We start from the raw sequence: 19,845 nt of genomic DNA on the forward strand, positions 1-19,845 counted from the left end.
TTCTTCTTTTTGTCTTTTGATAGTTTCTTTTGGAGTTGTCTTTTGTGGTTGTAAGTCTGACAACCCCAAAGTTGTAGGTTCTACAACAGTAGAGTTGTAGGACTTACAACCCTGATCCTCATTTGCTGTTGTAGGAGTTACAACAGTAGAAAGAGATGAAACGCCTCTCCAATGCGTCCGCACCAGTTCTGCACGGCCGTTCTTCAGCCCCCACTGCGAATAGTCTTTGTTAAGCCCCAGGGTGAAGCTGTGGCGCCCTTTGGCGCGGTTCAGAATGCGCCGCTCAACCAGGCTATTGATCACCCGGCTATGGTTGCCACGGTCGCCGTCAGTCATCGTAGACAGCTGCGACAAGGCAATGTCGTCCTCCGTCTTGTTGAACCCGTATGTCTTACGGATGATGGCCATCAACACCTCCCACTGTTGCTTGGTCAAGTCAGCCAGTACCAGCGCCCCCAGCAGTTCATTGGAGATACGGGTATAGCCGTCCTCCACTTGGGGCGAGGCGGCAGGTACGTTCGGCATAGGAAGAATGACGGCTGACATGGCGGGAATCATGCGTAGGCCTCAAGGGTGCACAGGTCAGCGGTTGGCCTGGCCGCGTACTTGCGCTGCAACCAGACCTGCCCTTTCCCTGTCACAAGCGTCTTGAACGAAACATGGACGCATCCGTCCTCATCGCGCCAGGGCATCTCAACCAGGCGGAAGTAGCCCCTGTCCAAGTACCCTTGATAAGGTTTGTTGTCCGGCAGCAAGACGTGGTCTGCGCGAAGCTGGCGGAATAGGCGGTTCTGGCCTGTTCCCAGCAGCTTCGCCATGTCAGCGATGCTGATCGAATCCACTGTCTTGCGGATTGCTTCGGCAAATTCGACCTTCGGCTGCTGCTCCAGCAGTTGGCGGCGCTGGCTTTGAATCTCTTCCTGCTGGTCCGCCGCCAGACGAAGCGCTGCGGCGAAATCTTGAGGAACGTCCTGCGCCCCCGCGCTCAGTGAATCGAAAGCCCGGATGACCCGCAGTTGGAATGCAGGACTGATCCACATGGCATAGGCATAAACCAGTTCCTTGCAGACGAACGTGCCAAGCCCTTGTTTTGATTGGATAGACGGAATTCCGTCTATCTCGATCTCGGCGGCCAAGTCCTTGGTCTGTTGGTTCTGGACCCAGATACCAGGGCGGTGGCGGACTTCCTCGCCCGCAGCGCGATGCAAGTCATTCAGGCTGTAGCGGCCTTCATGGTCTTGGCGGATAGCCGTGGTGGAAATGATGAGTGCGTTCATCGTTGCTCCAGCGGTTGAGCGGTCACCCGCCAGCGGTAATGGTGGTGTTCGGTTCGGAATGCGCTGCGACGAACCAAATCAAGCTCTGTACGCATTTCGCGCATCAGGCGGTGGGCAGCATCCAGGCAGACCGTGCGGTAGCCCTCAGAGCTCATGGCGCCCTTCTGGAATTCAAAATGGCGTCCAATCACCTTCCCCAGCTTCTTGCAGTCGAAGGTCACGCCAGTGCGCATGAACTCGGTGGCTGCATCGATAGCTGCATCGGGAATGGTGTATCCGTGCACGTTCATGGCTTCGCGCCCCCGGATTGGCGAAGCGCGGCCAGACGATAGACAGCATCGGCATCCACCTCGGCGGCAGTAAGCGCAAGTTCAGGGACGTTCGGGCCGGAAGCCAGAAGGAACAGGACGCATAGGCGAAGAAGATGTTCCTGCGTTCCGTAGCGTTCTTCGAACCGGGCTTTATCAGGGTGAACGGCGGTCATCCAGCCGGCGCCTGTTCCTACCTGGTGATGGCCCGCGCAGAGAGGCAGGACGAAGTAATGCGCCAAGGGTCGAACGCGCCCCCTTTGGTGATGGACGCTCACGTGGTGAGTGACCATGTTGTGACCAAATCGGCATGCCGCGCACCCAACGACGCTGCAGAGCATGTCGTGGAACTTCTTTTCGGTGGCGGTGGGGGCGCGTCCCTTCATCACCCGGCCATCCCTTCCATACGCTGCGTGACAGTGGCAGCAGACGTCTGCAGCTCACGTTCAGCGCGCCGGATAACGTTGATCTCGCTGTGGTCGACACGTCCGTCTGCGAGCGCGGTGTGAATGGTCTGCATGAACTGGCCGTGTGCCACGCCAACTTCCACGACACCTTCCAGCACGGACATATCCGAGTCACAACCCTTGGGGGCCTTGATCAGAAGGAAGCCTGCTTGATGAGCCCAAGCGCGCAACATGCGGAAGTCGCCCGTCAGACCGGCGATGCGCTGCGCTTCTTCAAAGCTCAGGTGGTGGGTCTCGTTGTTCGGATTGACCTTGTTGCGCAGCACAGCGGCCGAAATGCCAACTCGGGGACCCAATGATTCACTTCCGCCTTCATAGTCGTGGACGGTGTGGTACGCGGCATCTTTAGTGTTCATGGGGACAGACTCCGAACATATTCTTTATGGCGGTGCACAATTAAGATTCACCGCATGGAACAACTCAACTTTCTCTACGAAGCAACAACCGAAGATTCCTGCTTGGCTTTCTTCGCCCTGGCGGATTTACGGAGCACGTCCCAGCGAAAGCTCGGAAGAAGTTCCTCGCACATCACCTGACGACTCGTCGCCTCTTCGATATCGGGGCACCGTTCAGATGGAATTGGCCGCTGTAGATGGACCCACTGGTTTACGGTCACAGGGGTGACCTCCAGAATCCTGGCCAATGCCGCTTGACCACCTACGATCTGGCAGGCGCGATAAAGCGCTTCATGACGGTTTTTCGTATCCATGCCACATTATTAGGCGTCGCCTAATGTTTGTCAATAGGAATTGCCTAATGTGGCACCACAAGGCGAAAGTTAGGCAATGCTTAATGGAACTGACCTAGGAGCTGCGATTAAGGCAGCCATTGAAAAGAAGATTGCTAGCGGGGCTGTGCCCTCGCAGGCGGCGATTGCACGCCACTTCAATGTCAAACCCCCTTCTATCCATGACTGGATAAAAAAGGGCTCCATATCAAAAGACAAATTGCCCGAGCTATGGCGCTACTTCTCGGACGTCGCGGGGCCGGAGCACTGGGGATTAAAGGCGTGGCCCGACATGGGCACGCCCACGGACGTCACAAGAAATGAGGCACGCGAAGCTTGGCCCTTTGCCTCGATCCCGGAGACCGATGTGCGAGCGTTGCCAGCTAGCCAGTTGAGCGCGTTAGAAGGCGCAATGGCGCTGGCTATTGCGCAACTGAAGCTTGGCATTACGGTTTCTCGCCCCGTTCCTTCCCCGTCTCCAGACGTCGCCGTGCGCCTTCGCGAGCACAAGCCAGGCGGTTTGGTCGACATGGACCACGCTGACGACGCTTTCCCCATGCGTATCCCCGGGTTGCCGGCTCCTTGGGAGGGCGGACGCACTACGCATCAAGCAGAGCGCGAACCCAAGCTTCGGATCAGCACGCAGGAGGGCGTGGTGGCTAATGTAGGACCGGGCGAGCCGCACGCCGCAAACGACAAGTTCGAGAAGGTTCCGGAACTATCAGATGTTCGATTGGCCGCGGGGGATGGAATTGAGAACGACGACGAGACTCAAACCGGCGTGATCCAGTTCCGTAGATCGTTCCTACGGTCTGTGGGCGCCGACGCCGGTAAGGCTCGCGTGGTGTATGCAAAAGGCGACAGTATGGAACCCGTCATAAAAGATGGCGCCGCCCTGCTCGTTGTCCCGAACGAAGACTTGACGCTGCGCGACTTGGCTGGCGGTGGCGTCTATGCCATCAACTATGACGGCAAGATGATCGTGAAGACAGTGGCCAAGGATAAGCTGACGGGGCGGTGGGTAGCTCGGTCGTTCAACCCAGCCTACCCCGATATCCCACTGGAAAATGGGCATCCTGCCCGTGTGCTTGGTCAGGTTGTATGGGCTGGGGCCCGACTTCGAGATGACGAATCTGGACAATGGGCGCGGTACTGAGTTTGAGCGCTTCAGCAGGAACAACCCTCTTTTAAATTGGATGTGACCAGATGAGAAAACTGCTTCTTTGTACTGCGTTGATCAGCCTTGGGGGCTGTGCGTTCGGCATCTCGCACGATGGAACCGATCCAACCCAGACGTTTGAAGTGGCCGGCACATACCAAGAGACATATCGTAGGGCGGACGCCTATCCTCGCCATTGCCTCCAGATACCTGACCAGATCGTCACAGGCAATCTATATCACGATACCAAGACAGGGATCGTTAGGGTTAACAGTCCCGCTTCTGGAAAGCCTCTAGAGCTCATCGACATCAAACAACTAGCAGAGGGCCGCTCGCAGGTAACTATTACCGTCTGGGGCGTTGGCATTTGGGACGACGGAGAATTGCAGGCAGCTCGGACCTCTATTGAGACGGGGCAGAACACGTGCCGCAGCCCTTCATATCGGAAGTACCAATAGTCGACCGCCTGCCGGATGCTTTTTTATTGTCATATCGAACCATAGTCTTACAATCAGCAATCATTCAACAGGAGCTGCACAGTGATACCTGCAATCGGCCTGATGATGGGCGCCTACATCCTCACCCGCATGGTCGACATGCTCGGAAAGGGTGACGTTTCGGTGATTGCCAAGCTCTTTTCGGTCGCCACCATCCTAGTAGTTCTATTCGGCTGTTTCGTCCTGATCTTCGGTGGGGCCGTCCCGGCACTGCCGCCAAGGCTCAGGTAAACCGCCGCGCCCAGCAACCCGCCGTGTGCGGGTTTTTTTATGCCCAAATTATTAGGCGTCGCCTATTGACATACGATTAGGCGTCGCCTAATATCCTCTTAACGACTCACGGGTTAGGCCGCAGGCCAGCAGCGAGTCGGATGCAGCAGTACTCAGGCAGGTTTATGGCGCCACCTGACGCCCGTTAGCCCGAATGACCGCAGTGCGGGTCGCGTGAGAAGGGAATTGCCTAGCCAGGGCTGCAACCTGGTGGACCGGATCGCCACGACGAGTACCCCCTTGGGAGACGTGGACGCTGCGAGCAAGGGAAGAGGATATGGCCTCGGTTGAGGCCACATTCACCAGCCCGTTCTATGAGCGCTGGCTGATGCATGAAAAAGGAGATTGCCGATGGAAGACGCCTTACTAATGATTCTCTGGGTGTTGGGCGGATTCGTCTGGGGTGTGACGTACGGCCGGATGAAGGTCCAGAAAGCAGAGGACGAATTGCGAATCAAGATCGCCGACCTCACGCAACAAGTCCGCATCCTCAAGAAGCGCATTGATGCTGAATGAACACTGGAGACAGCACATGGCCCTCAATTCACGCTCTACCGAACGCCGATTGTTCCGTGATCGGAAGTTCCGGCGGCGGCAGCACCGGGATCTGAAGTTCTGGCACGCCATTGCCAAACACTGCAATAGGCCGAACGAAAGCGGTAAGCGGATTGTTCGCCTACTGCGGCATTAACTAACCCTGTGCCGGGTGATGGAGCAGGGCTATCAAGAGAACCCGTTGCGCCCGCAAGGGTCGGCTAGAAGTGCGCGCACTGTGCGAGGCAGTCTTACTCCGCTGTAGCGGGTTCTTTTGATGGCAGCAGCCCATGAGGCACCTGAAACATGGAACCACTCCCCGGCGCATTGGTGTCCGCAAGGGGTGGCAGAGAAGCCGAAACTGTAAGCCGTCACGTCCGTCCCGGCGACGTTAAAGGCCGGGGCTCCCTCCAGACGGCACCACGGCAGCGTCTTAGCCGCGCTGCGCCACCGTCAACTTTCAACACGCGAAAACGGGTACGACAAACCGGTGCTTTATCCGGGGCGTGGTGCCGTCTGGCGGGAGTGAGAATGACCTTTAACACCATGGCCCTAACTGGGCGACTAGGAGATATTTCAATGAAAGAGCAATTTGTAGTCGGCCAGTACGCCGAAGGCCAGGGTGGCATTTACATCGGCCAGACGGCGCAAGGCCGCCACCTGTTTGCGGCGGCCTCCCTTCTGGAGGGTGATTTCGAGTTTGGCGGCTACGGGGATGACCTGGAAGGCTATTCCGACATCGATGGCGCTGAGAACACTCGCAAGCTTCTGGAACGCGGCCAGCACCGCGCCGCGCTGGTCGCCTCCGAACACTCGGCTGACGGTCGCAAGGATTTCTACCTGCCGTCCCATCGCGAACTCTTGCAGATCGTGGCAGTGGAAGGATTCAACGAAGACGCCGGCTATGTATGGACTTCGACGCCCTACGGCTCCTACAGCGCCTGGGCGGTGCTTTTCGAGTACGGCAACGTCTACCGCTGGGACCGCGGCGGCGAGTTCCGGGTTCGTCCCGTCCGCAGCATCATCGCTTAACCGCTTCATCCCTTTTGGGGGCGCGGCTGCGCCCCCCCGCAGTTATATCGGAGAAATTCCTATGAAATCGACCACTTTGGCCACATTGGTGGCCCTGGGTTTCTCGATAGTGATCGGAACTTCGTTCGCTCTTGGTCAGAAGTTGGGCGCAAAGGATGCACGTCTCTTCGCCGAAGACGACAGCCGGAGAACTAAGCTCATCGCCAGAAGTTGCGGCAAGACCGGTGAACTCTTGCAAGCGCCTGAAACGAAAAAGTACTCCTGCCTATGGAGAAACGCAGACGGCCAAATCCTGGTGGCAGATGTTCCCGACTCCCCTTATGCCGAGTACCTGGCCCAACGATGAGGTTGAACAAATGCGCCACATCCCGCCCCCAGCCCCGCTCCCGCAGTACCGCATTGTTGGACTCGTCGGGCGCGCCGGCGCCGGAAAAGACACTTGCGCCGCAATTTTGGCCGAAACGCGTGGCTTTGCCCGTGTGGCCTTCGCGGATGCATTGCGTGATGAAGTCATTCAGGCGTTCTCGGTAGACCCGTTCGTTCTTTCAGATCGAATGCTAAAAGAGTCCCCGTCTGACCAAATGCGGATCTCAAAGTGCAGTGACAGCGGCTTCATCTCTCGTATGAAGAGTATGGGCGAAGACATATCAAAGCGCCGGTCTCCGCGGGAGATTATGAGGCTATGGGGTACGGAGTATCGCAGAGCGCTGCACGGTGATACGTATTGGACAGACCGCACGAATGACCGTGTCAACGCCCTATTCAGGGCAGGTTTTTGCCGAATCTGCATAACCGACGTCCGTTACCCGAATGAAGGGGCTTACGTTCTGGCATCACTCGGCGGGGAGCTTTGGCGCATTCGCCGGCGGTCCTCGGATGCCCTTTTACCTACGCATAGCAGTGAGTCAGAGATCGAATCGATACCCTGCGGCGTCACCATATTCAACGATTTGACGTTGGACTACCTGGCTCGGGAAGTGCATTCCGCCCTCGCGCCCCCCATAGAGGATTAGGCATGGCATCGGTTAACAAAGTCATTCTCGTGGGCAACCTGGGCCGCGACCCGGAAGTCCGCTACAGCCCGGAAGGGGCTGCAATCTGCAACATGTCCATCGCCACCACCTCCACCTGGAAGGACAAGGCATCGGGCGAGAGCCGCGAAGAAACCGAATGGCACCGCGTCGTCATGTACAACCGCTTGGCTGAAATCGCCGGCGAGTACCTGAAGAAAGGCCGTTCGGTCTACATCGAAGGCCGTCTGAAGACGCGCAAGTGGCAAGACAAGGACACCGGCGCTGACCGTTTCAGCACCGAAGTGGTGGCTGATCAGATGCAAATGTTGGGAGGCCGGGACTCTAACGACCACGGAGGCCATGCGGCGGATGCCCCCGATGGGACCGATAGTAAGCCTCGCCGCCGTTCGTCTGCGGCCCCTTCCCCTTCCTCGTCGTCCGGTGGCGGTGCCGCCGATATGGACGATGACATCCCCTTCGCTGCTTTTGGTGGTCGCAAGGCCCACTATTTGTAAAGCAGTCCCCACGCGCCCTGTCCGGGCAATTACCAAGGAAGGCAATGAACAACATGATCCCGCTGGATCCGGGCGGTTTGCGCCTGGAAATTCCCGCCTCCACTTTGCTCGGCGCGTTGAGCAGCTACCTTGCGTCTCGCCCCGCTCAACCCGTCCTTCAGGCGAAGATCGGTGAATACCTGCCCGGTCAGGGCGGTATCTACGCCGGCGACATCCTTGGTGATGACGGCGTGGTGTACGGCCTCGTTGCTGCCGCCGAAGATCTGAGCGGCGTTTATGCCTGGGGGCCGGACGACGGCGAACGCCAGGCGAGCGACTGGGATGGCTCGGTCAACACTACGGCGCTTCTTCGCCACGACAAGTCGCATCCGGCAGCGAGAGCGGCCAAGGCATACAGCGCTGATAACCACGCCGACTTCTATCTGCCGGCCAAGCGTGAGATGCAGATCATTGCGGCCAATCTGCCGCACCTGTTCCAGCCCAAGCCTTACTGGACCTCGACGCCCTACGGCTCCTACTCCGCCTGGGCGGTGGATTTCGAGCACGGCCGCGTCAACCGCTGGCGCCGCTACTACGAGTTCCGGGTTCGTCCCGTCCGCAGATTCACCTATTGATCCATTTACCCCTTTAAGCGGGCGCAGCCCGCAGGAGACTTGCATGACCGCTACCGCAACGACCGCGCCCGCTATCGGGCAAGAATGGCCCGAACAGGGCGGCGTCTTCATCGGATCCCGCTTGATAGACGGTGTCGCACATCACATCGTAATTCCGGGCGGCATGGAATTCGATCTGGTCGACGTTGACTTCGACAAGCAGGCCTCGGCCATCGCCGAACGGGGTGAAATGAACGGCCATTCTGACTGGCGCGCCCCCGATCAGGAAGACATGATGCTGGCCTTTATCAACGTGCCGGAACTGTTCGACAAGGACGACTGGTACTGGACGGCCAAGCCCTACGGCTCCTACCGCGCCTGGGCGGTGGATTTCGAGAACGGCTACGTCTACCGCTGGGGCCGCAGCGGCGAGTTCCGGGTTCGTCCCGTCCGCAGCATCATCGCTTAATCGCTTCATCCCTTTGCGGGCGTAGCCCGCCGATGCCATGGCCCTACACACAGACACCAAGATATTCAAGGTTACCTATGACCTGAGCCTGTTGGTCACGAAGCTGGTGGCCAACATGCCCAGGAACTACAAGGCCGACTTTGGGGCCGGCCTGCGTCAGCAGTGCTTTGATCTGGTCATGCTGGTGTATCGGGCCAATTCGGCATCAGACAGGCCGCCCATCATCCGAATTCTTCGGGAAGGTGTTGAAGCGGCGAACCTGTCTTTAAGGCTGGCGGCAGATCTCCGGCTGATCTCTCGCGGGCAGTACGGCGAGGCGATCGGACTTACCGAGAGCATTGGCCGCCAAGCTACAGGATGGCTGAAACACTCCGAGAACGCGCTTGCTGCCCCGTCGTCACGGCGGCAGGGTCAACGCGCTTAATGATCTGGTCACGCCGCTGGCCCACAAGGCCACCGATATGCGCATTAGAGGAAACCAGCGGCTCAGGCCGATCAGGTCCCGCGCAGTTTCCCCGCTGATCCGGCAAGCCTTCGGCGGGGCGACGTGGATAGCGTGATGTCTCGCCCTACGGCTCCTACAACGCCTGGGCGGTGAATTTCGAGAACGGCAACGTCAACAACTGGAACCGCAACAACGAGTTCCGGGTTCGTCCCGTCCGCAAATCATGCTCGGAGTTTCTATGGATTCAAGCCATTCGTTCGCGGAGCTGGTGCAGGCTTACTTCGACTGCCGCCGGCTCAAAAGGAATACGGCCAGCGCCCTGCGCTTTGAAATGAACCTGGAGCGCAACCTGGTCGAGTTAGACGAAGAGCTCCGGAGCGGCGAGTACCGCCCCGGCCGCTCTATCTGCTTCGTGATCACCCATCCCAAGCCGCGCGAAGTCTGGGCGGCTGATTTCCGGGATCGGGTGGTTCATCACCTTCTCTATAACAAGATCGCCCCGCGCTTCATGGCGGGGTTCATCGCCGATTCATGCGCCTGCATACCTGGCCGAGGCACCCTTTACGCCGCCCAACGACTAGAGGCAAAAGTCCGCAGCGCAACACAGAACTGGTCGCGGCCCGCAATGTACCTAAAGGCGGACCTGGCTAACTTCTTCGTGAGCATCGACAAGCGCAGTCTCTGGCTTCGGGTGGGCGGAAAGATTCCAGAACATTGGTGGCGCCGGCTGGCAGCCCAGATCCTGTTCCACGATCCAAGGCCTGACGTGGAGGTGCGCGGTAACCGCTCCACCCTGGCGCTGGTACCCAAGCACAAGCGGCTCGGTGAAGCGCCGGACCATTGCGGCTTGCCAATCGGCAATCTGTCATCGCAGTTCTTCGCCAACATCCTGCTGGATGGACTGGATAAGCACGTCAAGCACGGTCTTCGCGGGCGCCATTACGTCAGATACGTGGATGACTTTGTTCTGCTGCACCCCTCGGCGCAGTGGTTGACGCAGGCCCTGGCTTCGGTCAACGCCTATCTGCCGAAGTTGGGTCTCGCACTGAACCCTCGCAAAACCATCATCCAGCCGGTTAGCCGCGGCGTCGACTTCGCCGGATACGTCATCAAGCCGTGGAGACGAGAAGTTCGCCGCCGGTCTGTGCGCACGGCGCTACAGCGGATCGAGACTCTGCCCCAAGAAAAAGTCTTCGAGACAGGAAACAGCTATCTCGGACTCTTGCGCCACGCCGACGGACGGCACGACAGCGCGCTTATAGCCAACGCATTGAGAAAGCGTGGCCACTGCGTAAGCGCCGATCTATCCAAAGCCTATCGGTAGCCCTCTCGGGCGCCCCCTATCCACCCCCTGGAGATCCAGATGGAACCCAAAGACGCGTCTGAGCCTGATGACCCTGTAGTCAATCTCGTGATGGCCCTGGGTCTACCGGGCGCCTTTATCGGGCTGCTGCTGTGTAACGCCGCCATCTTCTACATCTGCCACCGAGCGGTGGAGTTTTTCTTCCCCGGGATTTGAGAGCATGAACACGAACCAAAGTAGCCGAGGCATAGACGCCCGCTGGTACGCCGTTGACGCGCATGGCGCGGCCACGCTTTGCACCTGCGAAGAGGATGCGCGCGAGACCGCCGCAGAGTCGGCGCAACTGTTCCCGAACTGCGCACCGTACACCGCCGTGCAACTCGTCCCGGTTCCCGCCCCTACCTCGCACCCTATACCCACCGGAGCGACGGGGGAGGAACAGGACGATTCCGGCATGTCGCCCTACTGCCCGGAATGCGACGGCGGCGGTCGCATAAGCGTTCTGAGCGACAACAGCCCCGATGCCCATGACGTGGACATCGACTGCACGCATTGCGGTGGCTCCGGTAGCGCAGCAGATGCCGCCAAGAACCTCGCCAGAGCATTGCAGAGCGAGCGGATGCAGCATTTGCAGATCTACGGCGAGTACAAGAATTTCCATCGCAGCCTGTGCGCGCGCTTCGGCTATGTCCATGACCCGGTGCATTTCCGCCGCGACCTGGTGTCGCTGGAAGAGGCCATTGCCGCCAAGGTGGGCGCGCTCGATGCGGCGCGGTATCGGCTGGCGGTGTCCGACTGCATCCTGGTTCTGCGGGGCGATGCCGCGCTCGGCCGGGCCGAATGGGATAGCAAGCTGGACAAGCTGGCCAAGACCAAAGGAGCTGAGCGATGACTAAAGCGTACCCCCTGGATATCGAGAACGTGGGCGACGACAGATACATCCTCATGTCTCGAGGTCACCACGACCCGCACGAATTCATGCGGCAAGCGCGTGCAGACGGCTATGACTGGCCACTCGGCATGCCGAAGCACTACTGGACCAAGCGCATCCCAGCCCATCCGGAATCCGGATACTCGTGCCATTACGTGATGGTGCCGGAAGGTACCCGGGGGGCCTTCCCAACGACCTACGCACACGAAGCGTACGGCAAGGACCAGTACGCCGCCATTGCCCAGCAGAAGGGAGAGGCGTGATGCTGACCATCAAGGACAAGCCAGGGTGCATCACTGTAGCTGACATGCGCGACTACTTCGAACGCGCGGTCAACGACACGCCGTCGCTCAAGGCGAATACGCCGCTGGGAGTCATGGAAATCAACGAACAGTTTGCCTATTACATGGACCGCGACACCGACACGATGTGGATCGGCTTCGCAATCGGCATGCGCTGCGCGGAACGCATCACCGCCGCCCAGCCCACCACCAAGGAAAGGACATGACTGAGAACAACGCCGCCCAGCCTGGGCTGACGGATGACGACATCCTGCAAGTTTTTTCCGATGTCGTTGGGAACCAGGAAGACGATGCACGATTCATCGACGTTGACCGGGATCAGGCAATCCGCATCGCTCGTGCCCTGCTGTCCAAGCTGCGCGCGGAGGGCGTGCAGGCGGGCGAGCTTCCCGAATGGGCACAGATTTCCGCCAAGAGAGGTCGCGACGAAACACTAACCCCGCTGGAGTTGTTCATCTACGACAACGAACCGGCAGGCGATGACGGCGACACTTGGCGCGATCAATTGTCCGCTGCCCTAGCAAGCGCCCCTGTAGCCGGGGAGGCGCAAAAGCCGGTGCGGTGGCTGCATACCTTGCACGATGAACACGGTGAACCGCTGAGCGAAAAGGTCACCGCCTCGTCGAATAACCCGTTCGGCATCCCCGGCAAGGCCTACAGCATCGATTTCCAGGTAACGAGCGAGCCGCTCTATGCCGCTCCCAATCGCAACGCCACTATGGACGATAAGGAGCGGCCATGAACGGTGATCAGAAACTGAAGCCGGGCTACGCGCTGATGGAAGTCGTCAGCGGCGTCGAAGGCCCATCCCTCTACATCGGCGATAACGACAGCGGCTACCGCTTGGCAGGCCCTAAGCCTTGGGGCGGCGGCACGACCGTTCACCGCTTCGTTGTGAAAGTCGCAGAGTTGACCCGCGAAGCTTCCGGATATGCCGCGCCCCAGGCCAGCGAGGCGGTGCGCATCCTGTTCCCCACCCACCTGCGCAAGATGTGGTCAGGCGGCCAGGTGCAAGATTGGCTGGACGAGCATCAGGGCATCACCGCGCCAAAGCCCAGCGCGAAGGGAAGTTTGGAACGCTACAGGAAGTGGCAGGCCGAACAGACCGAGGCACGCAATTCCGGTATCGAACAGGCGGCCGCGTGGGTCGACAAACGCCGGCATGACTTCGATCATGCGCACGGCCACATGGAATCCGACACGGGCGCATGGAGCTTTGGCCGTGGCGATGGTGCTACCGCCAAAGAGGAATACAGCGCCGAGCTGGCCGAAATCGCGGAGGGTCTGCGCGCCCTCAAGACCCAGGCTGACAAGGACGGCGGGGATTGCGCGAAGGGTGCGGAGTACGCGGGCGTGACGGTTTGGGTCGGATCTCGGCAAGCAACGCAGGTCGTCACAAAGGCGATTTTGGATTTGTCCAATGCTGATGAGCTCCTGTGCCGTTTTGAGGCGGCCCGCGCCGCCCTGGCCGGGCAGTCATCCGGAAATTCCGGAGAACTGGCCGCGCAGAAGCAAGGGGATAGCGATGCGCACTGATCGCGAACTGTTGGAGCTGGCGGCGCAGGCCGCTGGATACGATTTCCACTGGCGCGGGCTGAATGGCGTTCTGCCTTCTATCGGAACCGGCGCGGACCAGGAATGGTGGAATCCGCTGAACGCAAACGCAGACGCGCTCCGCCTGGCAGTGCGCCTGCGCCTGGATATGTCCTTCCTGGACTCGATGATCGAGGTCTGCTGGTTCGACGAGGCGGCATCCGCTAACCGCTCCATTGAAGAGCGAATCAACGATGCCCAGGGCGAATGCGAGGCCACCCGGCGTGCCATCGTGCGGGCCGCTGCCGAGATTGCCGCCCAGCACCCCCGCACGGACGGAGGCGGACATGGCTCATAAAGCACGCACAAGTCGGAACTTTGATCGATTAATGGAGCGAAGATGACCCAAGACGAAATTGAAGCAATCGCGCAGCGGCCTACGTACTGCAAGGCGGATGGCGAAGCGGTCACCCTGTCGCGAGCCGAGCGGGATGCGCTGGTGGCGATGGCGCGGGATGGGCTGCGCGCACCAGACCTTCGCATCGCCTTGCAACGTATCGCCGCCATCGAAGACAAGGTATACGGTGCCGACTGGGCCGAAATCGATGAAGCTCGCGACATAGCGAATGATGCTCTGGCAACCGATCTAGACGCCGCCATGGCAAAGGAGCGGACATGACCATGCTGCCCGAAATCGACCCTGAAACCGACGACTGGTCCAAGCGTGACCCCGCCATCGCATTCCACCTGATCGACCGATACGCTGATAACTGGTCGCATGCGGGCGTACTGATGGAGCGCTGGGCGAGACAGTGGGTGAAGGCTAATCCGGAGAAGGAAGATGACAGATCGTGAATTGCTGGAACTGGCGGCGAAGGCTGCTGGACTCGAATACCACTGGGTCAAGGTTGACGGGGGCAGTCTGATGCAAGCGTCCGAGCCGGGCAGCAGAAGCGAGGAATCGTGGAACCCGCTCACCGACGACGGCGACGCGCTGCGGCTGTCGGTGAAGCTACAGATAGATATCCGCCAGTTCCTTCAATATCGTGGCGTCGTGGACGCTCTGGTCGACCGCCTGGGGAAAGGGTGCGGAGAAAAGATCGGCGACGATCCCTACGCTGCCACCCGCCGCGCCGTCGTCCGAGCAGCAGCAGAAATAGGAAAGACCCGCAGTGACTGACGTTATTGAGCAGATGCTCAGAACCACCCGCAAGAATTGGATGAAACAGCCCGCCTAGCGCGGGCTTCGTTTTGGAGGCGATATGAACAGCGAATTCCTGCTGCTCGCGAAGTACCAGAAGCCCCGACTAAGCCTGGCCGAGTTGGCCGACTTCATGGGGGTCAGTTTGCACCGGGCGCAGAACATGAAGTCTGCCGGTGAACTGCCGGTCCCTGTATATAAGGAGGGTCGAAACGTCTACGCCGACCTGCGGGACGTGGCCGCATACCTTGACGCTATGCGCGAGTCCGCCAAGCTGGAGTACGAGGCAACCCGTGTTTAGCAGTGCTACGGCAGTGCTACGCGGTTTGCTACAACCCAGGCTTTATGCGGCTCTCCGACCAATGAACTTACCATCAATCATCGGGGCGACGCACAGCCGCCAGTCGTTAGAAATCAAGCACTTACCTTAAAATTCAAGGACATACGTAGGTTTGTCGTTCCCATTGCTTCCCGCCCAATACCTGCTTTACACTCCGTTTCCTGCTATCAGTGCTACGAGATCGCTACGGAATGGCTTCGATAATTCAGATAGGCGGCAAGTGGCGCGCCCAGGTGCGGAAGAAGGGGCACCCCACCCAAACCAAGACCTTCACCACGAAGGCACTGGCCAATAGATGGGCCACGGCCATAGAGGCTGAGATAGAACGGGGTGACTTCAAGGATACCAAACCTCTGGGCGTCACGACCGTGGGCGACCTCCTGGACCGATACGAACGTGAAGTTCACCGGATGGGCGACGCTAAGAAGGAATCCTTCAAGGTGCTACGGGCTGAGCTTGGGGCTGTCACCCTGTCCGGGCTGACTGGCGCAAGAATAATCGAATACACCAAGAAGCGCGGAGTCGCGCCTCCCACATGGTCCATGGAGCTTTCCTACCTGAACACAGTGCTACGTGTAGCACGCAGCCTCTGGGACTTCTCGTTCCTTGGCGACCCGATAAGGGACGCCCGCGAAGCGTTCAAGATGCTGGGGGTCGTAACGACCCCACGGGAACGAACCAGGCGACCCACCGCCGAGGAACTCAAGACGCTGAAGGACCACTTCAACACGTCCGAGCGCTATAAGCTACCCATGGCGGACATTGTCGACTTCGCCATAGCTACCGCCATGCGGGCGGGCGAGATCTTCTCGATTACCTGGGAAGACGTGGACACCAAGAAGAAGACGGTGATCATCCGCGACCGCAAAGACCCCAAGCGCAAGGCCGGCAACCATCAGGTTGTCCCGCTGCTACCGGCTGCCTGGGAAATCATCCAGCGTCAGCCGAAGCCCCACAAGGGCCGAATTTTCCCTTACAAAGCAGCAACCATCTCTTCGACGTTTCCCCGCGCCTGCGCACACCTGGGAATTAAGGATCTGCGGTTCCACGACCTGCGCCACGAAGGCACTAGCCGTCTGTTCGAAATGGGCTATGGTATCCAGGAGGTCGCGATCTTTACCGGGCACCGTAGCTGGAATCAACTACGCCGCTATACCCAGATCCGGCCCGAATCTCTGCACAGATAGCAATGTCCTACTTCAAGCCCATGCCCCCAAAGCTCGGCGGGTGCTGGACCTGTACCCACTGGCACGGCGAAACCACCGACCAGGGACGCAGGCCGTACTGCCGCCTCGATCCTGCCCACCGCATCGCCCCTGTCTACCCAGACGAGGGCTGCGGCGCATGGGTGCGGGAGATAGGGGCGGACGATGAAATCAAGCTGGTGAAGGATCGAGGGCCGCAGGAGACTTAACGTTTGGCCTTGGCTACCGCACTTGCCCAGGCGTGCCCGTCCCTCAGTCCGTCGACGGTTCGGTCAGCATCTGCTGCCAGCGCTGCATATTCGTCCGTGCACGTTTTGAGAACATCCCAGGCTCGGGTAGCTGCTTGCTCAGAGAGGCCGGCGCGGGCGGCAGCTTGGGCGGCTCGGGCACGCTGGGCTGCGATGGCGTCCCGCAGGCTGCCAGCAGTGCCAGCAGCAAGATCGCGCTCAGCATTCGATAGGCGGGTGGCTTCATGGGCTTTCTCCAGGCGGCTCGTGTAGTCGGCCACCACTTCCTGTTCCTGGCGCCGGTACTGCGCCTCGATCTGGCGGGCATTGGCTGCCGCCTCCAGTTGCGTGCGCGTGACACCTTCTGCTTCCCGATGCGACCCGTACCAAGCCACACCGAGGCCCAAGGCCAGCAGCGCCCCGGCACCGATCAGATAGGGAAGCGCGGCACGCAGCAGCGGATTCATGGCGTATTCAACCAGTCAGGAACGCGGGCGGGCGGCGTGGGCGCAGTGGGCGTAAGCGCTTCCTCCACTTTTTTTACTGCGGTGCTTGCCGACTTGGCTGCTGACCTTGCATGAGTAGCGGCATTCTTCGCCGTGCTCGTGGCAGTCTTGGCTTGCTGAGACGCTTTTTCCAGCATTCCAGTGTTCTCTTTCACCTGTTCCGCAGCCTCGTCAAGCTTGCTGACAGCCGATGGAATCTTCTGCTCTACAAGCGTTATGAGCCTGTCGATCTTGACGGTCGACTGGAGCTTCTCGTACACCAGCCCCGCGCCGAAACCGAACGCGATCAAGCACAAGAACAACGTCCAAAACTTGGTCATGCTCGCGATGTACGAAAGACGCTGGCGATTTCCAGTGCACCACCCCCTAATTCCAAAGTTCATTTGCTACGCTCCTTGAGGGCCGCAACCTCTGTACGCAGAGATGCAACCTCGCTGATGAGATCCGCATTCCGTTGGTTCGAAATTTCCAGTTGGTACTTGACCAGTTCGAACTGAGCTTTCATCTCCATGAGCTGGTCGGCACGCTCCCGCTCCTGCTGGGCAATATCCTTCCAGTGGTCACGCTCCTGTTGAAGCAGTGAAATCGTGTCACGAGTTGAAGTGCTGCTGCCCAGCGCGGCTTCTAGATTGCTCTTGAGAATTGGGACGACCCAGCGACCCAAAATGGCAAGACCCCCAGCCCCCAAGACGCCATAGGCATACGTCTGCCAACTTTCCATCCTTACCCCGCGATGGTTCCGCCCGCGCGCACGTATGCGTCGCGTAGGCGCTCGATTTTCTGTTCGTGCTGTCCGTACCCGGCCCCGGGCAACGAGGCCCATATGTTGCGGACCTTGGCCACGGCCTCGTCGAACCGCCCGGCCTGAATATCTGCGATGGCGCGGCGCTCCTTGATCTGCTGAATGGCGTAGCGGTCCTGCGATAGAGGGCTGAAGTCAGGCAGCTTCAACATCGCCTTGTAGTGCGGCCAATACCGATACAGGATCTGGTAGCGCCCCGCTGCGGTGGACGAAAGCGTCGGGCTCAACTTGACCAGCACGTTGGGGTGATCGTCGTAGCCGGTGAACAGATTGCCGCCCACCAGCACGTCGTAGCCGTCATCCTTCGTCGGCTGCCGACCATCGTCGGTCCCCTCGGACACGGCTAGCATGTCAAGGAACGCCAGCACATTCCGGCCGCCTGCCTCTTTCTCGCTCACCCTTGCCATGATTCCTCCAGACGTAAAAAAGCCCGCGCGGGGCGGGCGTTAGGGATTTCCTTAGTACGGGATAGCTCCCCATATAATCGGCCATCGCTTATGCCATGGGTCACCAATGACTAACCGCAACGCAAGTGCGACTCAACTTGTTTGGGCAGCCTTTTTCTCTATGTTCATTGCGTACATGGGCGCTGCGGTGATAAGTCCACGCCTTGCTCCTGAGTTCTTTGGGGGCTCCGTCTCGTCTGTTGTCATAACCCCAACTACTAGTCGCAACCCAGCCGGGAAATCGGAGGTCTGGCTCCTAAAGGAGCGTCACCAGATAAGCGCGAATCCCACTAAATGGCTCGACAAAGGCGACCGCCTGATTTCCACTGGCGACCCTTCCGCACCGCTAACCATAACGTTCCCGCCAGGCCAACCTCGAGCTATCACAATGATTCGTAGCCCTTGGTCGGGGGGGGCTTTGGTCACGGCTGGCGATAACACTTCGTACTACGACCTCTACGCGTCCCTTGATATCCCCATCACGATAAAGGCGGACGACCTGCTGATTGGCACTACGTCCGCAAAAGCCGTATGGGGCTGGTCCCTGATGGCATCGATCTTCTTGACCTCATTCCTTGTCTTGGCTGCGTTGTTCCGCCACGGCGGCCTTATTGGGGCTGTCCAAGGGCATGCCTTTGAATCGAAGAACATTGCCTACTCTTCACGCCTTGACCATCTTCGCTTTATCGCAGCCGCTCTCGTTGTCTACTACCACATGCACACAGGAGCCTTCGGCCTGGGGCGGGCATCCTACAATCCTTTCAGAGCATTCATTGAGCAAGGGCACACTGGGGTTGCTCTATTCATGGTTTTAAGCGGCTACCTGCTTACAAGCATCGGCTGGGGCAAGCATCTGAACTATTTCGAGTTCTTGAGAAGCAGGCTTTTGCGGATCTACCCGCTTTACCTGCTCTGTGTGATCTACATGCTGTCCGGCTGGAAGAACGCCTACACCTTTGAGCAGTCGCTTTCCCTGATTTTCCCTTTCGTGAGCGGCCTGGCCAACGTTCCTATGCAGAATTTCGGCCATCTTTGGACCGTCGCCGTTGAGCTACAGTTCTATCTAATCTTCCCGTTCCTTTTGCTCTTCGCCACTAAGTACGGGGTCCGCTATCTATTTGGCGTGCTGGCGATCTTCTTGTTTTTCAAGTACGCGTATTGGGCTGGGAATGGGTCGGTGACAAATGTTGGATACCTGACCCTGCTGGGACGAATGGATCAATTCTTGGTGGGCATGATGCTGGCCATCTTAGCCAAGAAATTCATCAAACCGGGCCTTTCCCTTTCTCCACTCTATCTGATCGCCGCAATAGTGGTTGCGGCAGCCGGGATGTCATGGTTCGGTGGAAACGCCGGATTGGCCGGAAAGCTAAACACCAGCTTCATGGTTTTCTGGTTCGCCATCGAGGCGGTAGTGTGGGGCGCGGTTATCGTGGCCTACGGGCATGCGAATCTGGCAATCCCGCCATCAATCGACATGCCGCTCGCCAGGCTTGGACAGCTCAGTTTCTCCATTTACTGCCTGCACTACGTCGTCATCGAAATCACACAGAATATTTGGGCACCTACCGGGCTCACTCAAGGCTCATTGAGTGAGCTTCTCGTCCATGCGACGATGTTGACAATGCCAGCCACTGTTCTGGTGTGCATGGTCACCTACGGGGTGATAGAGGAACCTTTCCTTAAACTCCGCAAGAAGTATACGGATGCGTCGGAAAAGCCCAGCGCGGCCTAGGCTCTTCT

General features: G+C 59.0%; 34 protein-coding genes. 24 read left to right on the forward strand and 10 right to left on the reverse strand.

Features of this window, described 5'->3' with window-relative positions; translation table 11 throughout:
* The 6 genes from ACE04A_RS00005 to ACE04A_RS00030 all read right to left on the reverse strand — a co-directional run.
* A partial coding sequence (locus tag ACE04A_RS00005) for a replication protein (RefSeq protein ID WP_485819729.1) occupies nt 1-546 on the reverse strand: 546 nt, incomplete at its 3' end.
* 8 nt (nt 547-554) lie between these two features.
* Nucleotides 555-1,277, reverse strand: a complete 723-nt coding sequence (locus tag ACE04A_RS00010; RefSeq protein WP_485819730.1) for a phage antirepressor KilAC domain-containing protein — start codon at nt 1,275-1,277, stop codon at nt 555-557.
* Complete coding sequence (locus tag ACE04A_RS00015) at nt 1,274-1,567, reverse strand: hypothetical protein (protein ID WP_485819731.1); 294 nt, start codon at nt 1,565-1,567, stop codon at nt 1,274-1,276. The genes ACE04A_RS00010 and ACE04A_RS00015 overlap by 4 nt, the downstream gene beginning before the upstream one ends.
* Nucleotides 1,564-1,971, reverse strand: a complete 408-nt coding sequence (locus ACE04A_RS00020) for a Ref family recombination enhancement nuclease (RefSeq protein WP_485819732.1) — start codon at nt 1,969-1,971, stop codon at nt 1,564-1,566. The genes ACE04A_RS00015 and ACE04A_RS00020 overlap by 4 nt, the downstream gene beginning before the upstream one ends.
* Entirely contained in the window at nt 1,971-2,408 is a 438-nt protein-coding gene (locus ACE04A_RS00025) for a phage regulatory CII family protein (RefSeq protein WP_485819733.1), read from the reverse strand. The genes ACE04A_RS00020 and ACE04A_RS00025 overlap by 1 nt, the downstream gene beginning before the upstream one ends.
* A 74-nt stretch (nt 2,409-2,482) precedes the next feature.
* The gene (locus ACE04A_RS00030; protein WP_485819734.1) at nt 2,483-2,761 is read right to left on the reverse strand and encodes a helix-turn-helix domain-containing protein; all 279 of its coding nucleotides are present in this window, start codon (nt 2,759-2,761) and stop codon (nt 2,483-2,485) included.
* A gap of 76 nt (nt 2,762-2,837) precedes the next feature.
* Between ACE04A_RS00030 and ACE04A_RS00035 the strand changes: the two genes are divergently transcribed.
* The 23 genes from ACE04A_RS00035 to ACE04A_RS00145 all read left to right on the forward strand — a co-directional run bounded on the left by ACE04A_RS00035 (nt 2,838) and on the right by ACE04A_RS00145 (nt 16,103).
* Nucleotides 2,838-3,935 (forward strand): S24 family peptidase, encoded by a 1,098-nt coding sequence (locus ACE04A_RS00035; RefSeq protein ID WP_485819735.1) that lies wholly within the window; start codon nt 2,838-2,840, stop codon nt 3,933-3,935.
* A gap of 50 nt (nt 3,936-3,985) precedes the next feature.
* Nucleotides 3,986-4,396 carry a BPTD_2524 family lipoprotein gene (locus ACE04A_RS00040; RefSeq protein WP_485819736.1) on the forward strand — a complete coding sequence of 137 codons (411 nt, stop codon included), beginning with the start codon at nt 3,986-3,988 and terminating at the stop codon, nt 4,394-4,396.
* Nucleotides 4,397-4,477: 81 nt separating this feature from the next.
* Nucleotides 4,478-4,666, forward strand: a complete 189-nt coding sequence (locus ACE04A_RS00045) for a hypothetical protein (RefSeq protein ID WP_485819737.1) — start codon at nt 4,478-4,480, stop codon at nt 4,664-4,666.
* Between the two features lie 390 nt (nt 4,667-5,056).
* Entirely contained in the window at nt 5,057-5,221 is a 165-nt protein-coding gene (locus ACE04A_RS00050) for a hypothetical protein (protein ID WP_448717238.1), read from the forward strand.
* A gap of 597 nt (nt 5,222-5,818) precedes the next feature.
* A complete protein-coding gene (locus tag ACE04A_RS00055; protein ID WP_448717237.1) occupies nt 5,819-6,271 on the forward strand; it encodes an Lcl C-terminal domain-containing protein in 453 nt (150 codons plus the stop codon).
* 61 nt (nt 6,272-6,332) lie between these two features.
* Nucleotides 6,333-6,617 carry a hypothetical protein gene (locus ACE04A_RS00060; RefSeq protein WP_448717236.1) on the forward strand — a complete coding sequence of 95 codons (285 nt, stop codon included), beginning with the start codon at nt 6,333-6,335 and terminating at the stop codon, nt 6,615-6,617.
* A 669-nt stretch (nt 6,618-7,286) separates the two neighbouring features.
* Nucleotides 7,287-7,799 (forward strand): single-stranded DNA-binding protein, encoded by a 513-nt coding sequence (ssb, locus tag ACE04A_RS00065; protein ID WP_485819738.1) that lies wholly within the window; start codon nt 7,287-7,289, stop codon nt 7,797-7,799.
* A 44-nt stretch (nt 7,800-7,843) separates the two neighbouring features.
* Complete coding sequence (locus ACE04A_RS00070) at nt 7,844-8,413, forward strand: Lcl C-terminal domain-containing protein (RefSeq protein ID WP_485819739.1); 570 nt, start codon at nt 7,844-7,846, stop codon at nt 8,411-8,413.
* A 43-nt stretch (nt 8,414-8,456) separates the two neighbouring features.
* A complete protein-coding gene (locus tag ACE04A_RS00075) occupies nt 8,457-8,861 on the forward strand; it encodes an Lcl C-terminal domain-containing protein (RefSeq protein ID WP_448717244.1) in 405 nt (134 codons plus the stop codon).
* A gap of 37 nt (nt 8,862-8,898) precedes the next feature.
* A complete protein-coding gene (locus tag ACE04A_RS00080) occupies nt 8,899-9,285 on the forward strand; it encodes a four helix bundle protein (RefSeq protein WP_448717245.1) in 387 nt (128 codons plus the stop codon).
* 259 nt (nt 9,286-9,544) lie between these two features.
* Nucleotides 9,545-10,630, forward strand: a complete 1,086-nt coding sequence (locus ACE04A_RS00085) for an RNA-directed DNA polymerase (protein ID WP_485819740.1) — start codon at nt 9,545-9,547, stop codon at nt 10,628-10,630.
* 39 nt (nt 10,631-10,669) lie between these two features.
* On the forward strand, nt 10,670-10,825 hold the full coding sequence (locus ACE04A_RS00090; protein WP_454695712.1) for a hypothetical protein: 156 nt from the start codon (nt 10,670-10,672) through the stop codon (nt 10,823-10,825).
* Between the two features lie 4 nt (nt 10,826-10,829).
* A complete protein-coding gene (locus ACE04A_RS00095; RefSeq protein ID WP_485819741.1) occupies nt 10,830-11,501 on the forward strand; it encodes a hypothetical protein in 672 nt (223 codons plus the stop codon).
* Nucleotides 11,498-11,803, forward strand: a complete 306-nt coding sequence (locus tag ACE04A_RS00100; protein ID WP_485819742.1) for a hypothetical protein — start codon at nt 11,498-11,500, stop codon at nt 11,801-11,803. Before ACE04A_RS00095 ends, ACE04A_RS00100 begins: the two co-directional genes overlap by 4 nt.
* Nucleotides 11,803-12,048 (forward strand): hypothetical protein, encoded by a 246-nt coding sequence (locus ACE04A_RS00105; protein WP_485819743.1) that lies wholly within the window; start codon nt 11,803-11,805, stop codon nt 12,046-12,048. Before ACE04A_RS00100 ends, ACE04A_RS00105 begins: the two co-directional genes overlap by 1 nt.
* Nucleotides 12,045-12,584: a hypothetical protein gene (locus tag ACE04A_RS00110; protein ID WP_485819744.1), complete on the forward strand. Its 540-nt coding sequence runs from the start codon at nt 12,045-12,047 to the stop codon at nt 12,582-12,584. Before ACE04A_RS00105 ends, ACE04A_RS00110 begins: the two co-directional genes overlap by 4 nt.
* Entirely contained in the window at nt 12,581-13,378 is a 798-nt protein-coding gene (locus tag ACE04A_RS00115; RefSeq protein WP_485819745.1) for a hypothetical protein, read from the forward strand. Before ACE04A_RS00110 ends, ACE04A_RS00115 begins: the two co-directional genes overlap by 4 nt.
* Nucleotides 13,368-13,733, forward strand: coding sequence for a hypothetical protein (locus ACE04A_RS00120; RefSeq protein ID WP_485819746.1), 366 nt, complete (start codon nt 13,368-13,370; stop codon nt 13,731-13,733). The genes ACE04A_RS00115 and ACE04A_RS00120 overlap by 11 nt, the downstream gene beginning before the upstream one ends.
* A gap of 42 nt (nt 13,734-13,775) precedes the next feature.
* A complete protein-coding gene (locus ACE04A_RS00125; protein ID WP_448717963.1) occupies nt 13,776-14,054 on the forward strand; it encodes a hypothetical protein in 279 nt (92 codons plus the stop codon).
* Nucleotides 14,051-14,230 (forward strand): hypothetical protein, encoded by a 180-nt coding sequence (locus tag ACE04A_RS00130; protein ID WP_448717962.1) that lies wholly within the window; start codon nt 14,051-14,053, stop codon nt 14,228-14,230. The genes ACE04A_RS00125 and ACE04A_RS00130 overlap by 4 nt, the downstream gene beginning before the upstream one ends.
* Nucleotides 14,217-14,555, forward strand: a complete 339-nt coding sequence (locus ACE04A_RS00135) for a hypothetical protein (protein ID WP_448717961.1) — start codon at nt 14,217-14,219, stop codon at nt 14,553-14,555. The genes ACE04A_RS00130 and ACE04A_RS00135 overlap by 14 nt, the downstream gene beginning before the upstream one ends.
* Nucleotides 14,556-14,637: 82 nt before the next feature.
* On the forward strand, nt 14,638-14,877 hold the full coding sequence (locus tag ACE04A_RS00140) for a pyocin activator PrtN family protein (protein ID WP_046803617.1): 240 nt from the start codon (nt 14,638-14,640) through the stop codon (nt 14,875-14,877).
* Between the two features lie 230 nt (nt 14,878-15,107).
* Nucleotides 15,108-16,103 (forward strand): site-specific integrase, encoded by a 996-nt coding sequence (locus ACE04A_RS00145; RefSeq protein WP_485819747.1) that lies wholly within the window; start codon nt 15,108-15,110, stop codon nt 16,101-16,103.
* A gap of 223 nt (nt 16,104-16,326) precedes the next feature.
* Here the strand turns inward: ACE04A_RS00145 and ACE04A_RS00150 are convergent, their stop codons facing one another.
* Genes ACE04A_RS00150 through ACE04A_RS00165 form a run of 4 tightly spaced genes read right to left on the reverse strand, consistent with a single transcriptional unit; the run spans nt 16,327 to nt 18,063 of the window.
* Nucleotides 16,327-16,815 (reverse strand): hypothetical protein, encoded by a 489-nt coding sequence (locus ACE04A_RS00150; RefSeq protein WP_485819748.1) that lies wholly within the window; start codon nt 16,813-16,815, stop codon nt 16,327-16,329.
* Entirely contained in the window at nt 16,812-17,237 is a 426-nt protein-coding gene (locus ACE04A_RS00155) for a hypothetical protein (RefSeq protein ID WP_485819749.1), read from the reverse strand. Before ACE04A_RS00155 ends, ACE04A_RS00150 begins: the two co-directional genes overlap by 4 nt.
* Nucleotides 17,234-17,575, reverse strand: coding sequence for a hypothetical protein (locus ACE04A_RS00160; RefSeq protein ID WP_485819750.1), 342 nt, complete (start codon nt 17,573-17,575; stop codon nt 17,234-17,236). The genes ACE04A_RS00155 and ACE04A_RS00160 overlap by 4 nt, the downstream gene beginning before the upstream one ends.
* A gap of 2 nt (nt 17,576-17,577) precedes the next feature.
* Entirely contained in the window at nt 17,578-18,063 is a 486-nt protein-coding gene (locus ACE04A_RS00165) for a glycoside hydrolase family 24 protein (protein WP_485819751.1), read from the reverse strand.
* 427 nt (nt 18,064-18,490) lie between these two features.
* Here ACE04A_RS00165 and ACE04A_RS00170 point away from each other — a divergent pair, with 427 nt between their 5' ends.
* The gene (locus tag ACE04A_RS00170) at nt 18,491-19,837 is read left to right on the forward strand and encodes an acyltransferase family protein (RefSeq protein ID WP_485819752.1); all 1,347 of its coding nucleotides are present in this window, start codon (nt 18,491-18,493) and stop codon (nt 19,835-19,837) included.
* Nucleotides 19,838-19,845 lie beyond the last annotated feature (8 nt).

This window comes from Achromobacter colocynthidis (assembly GCF_057334535.1).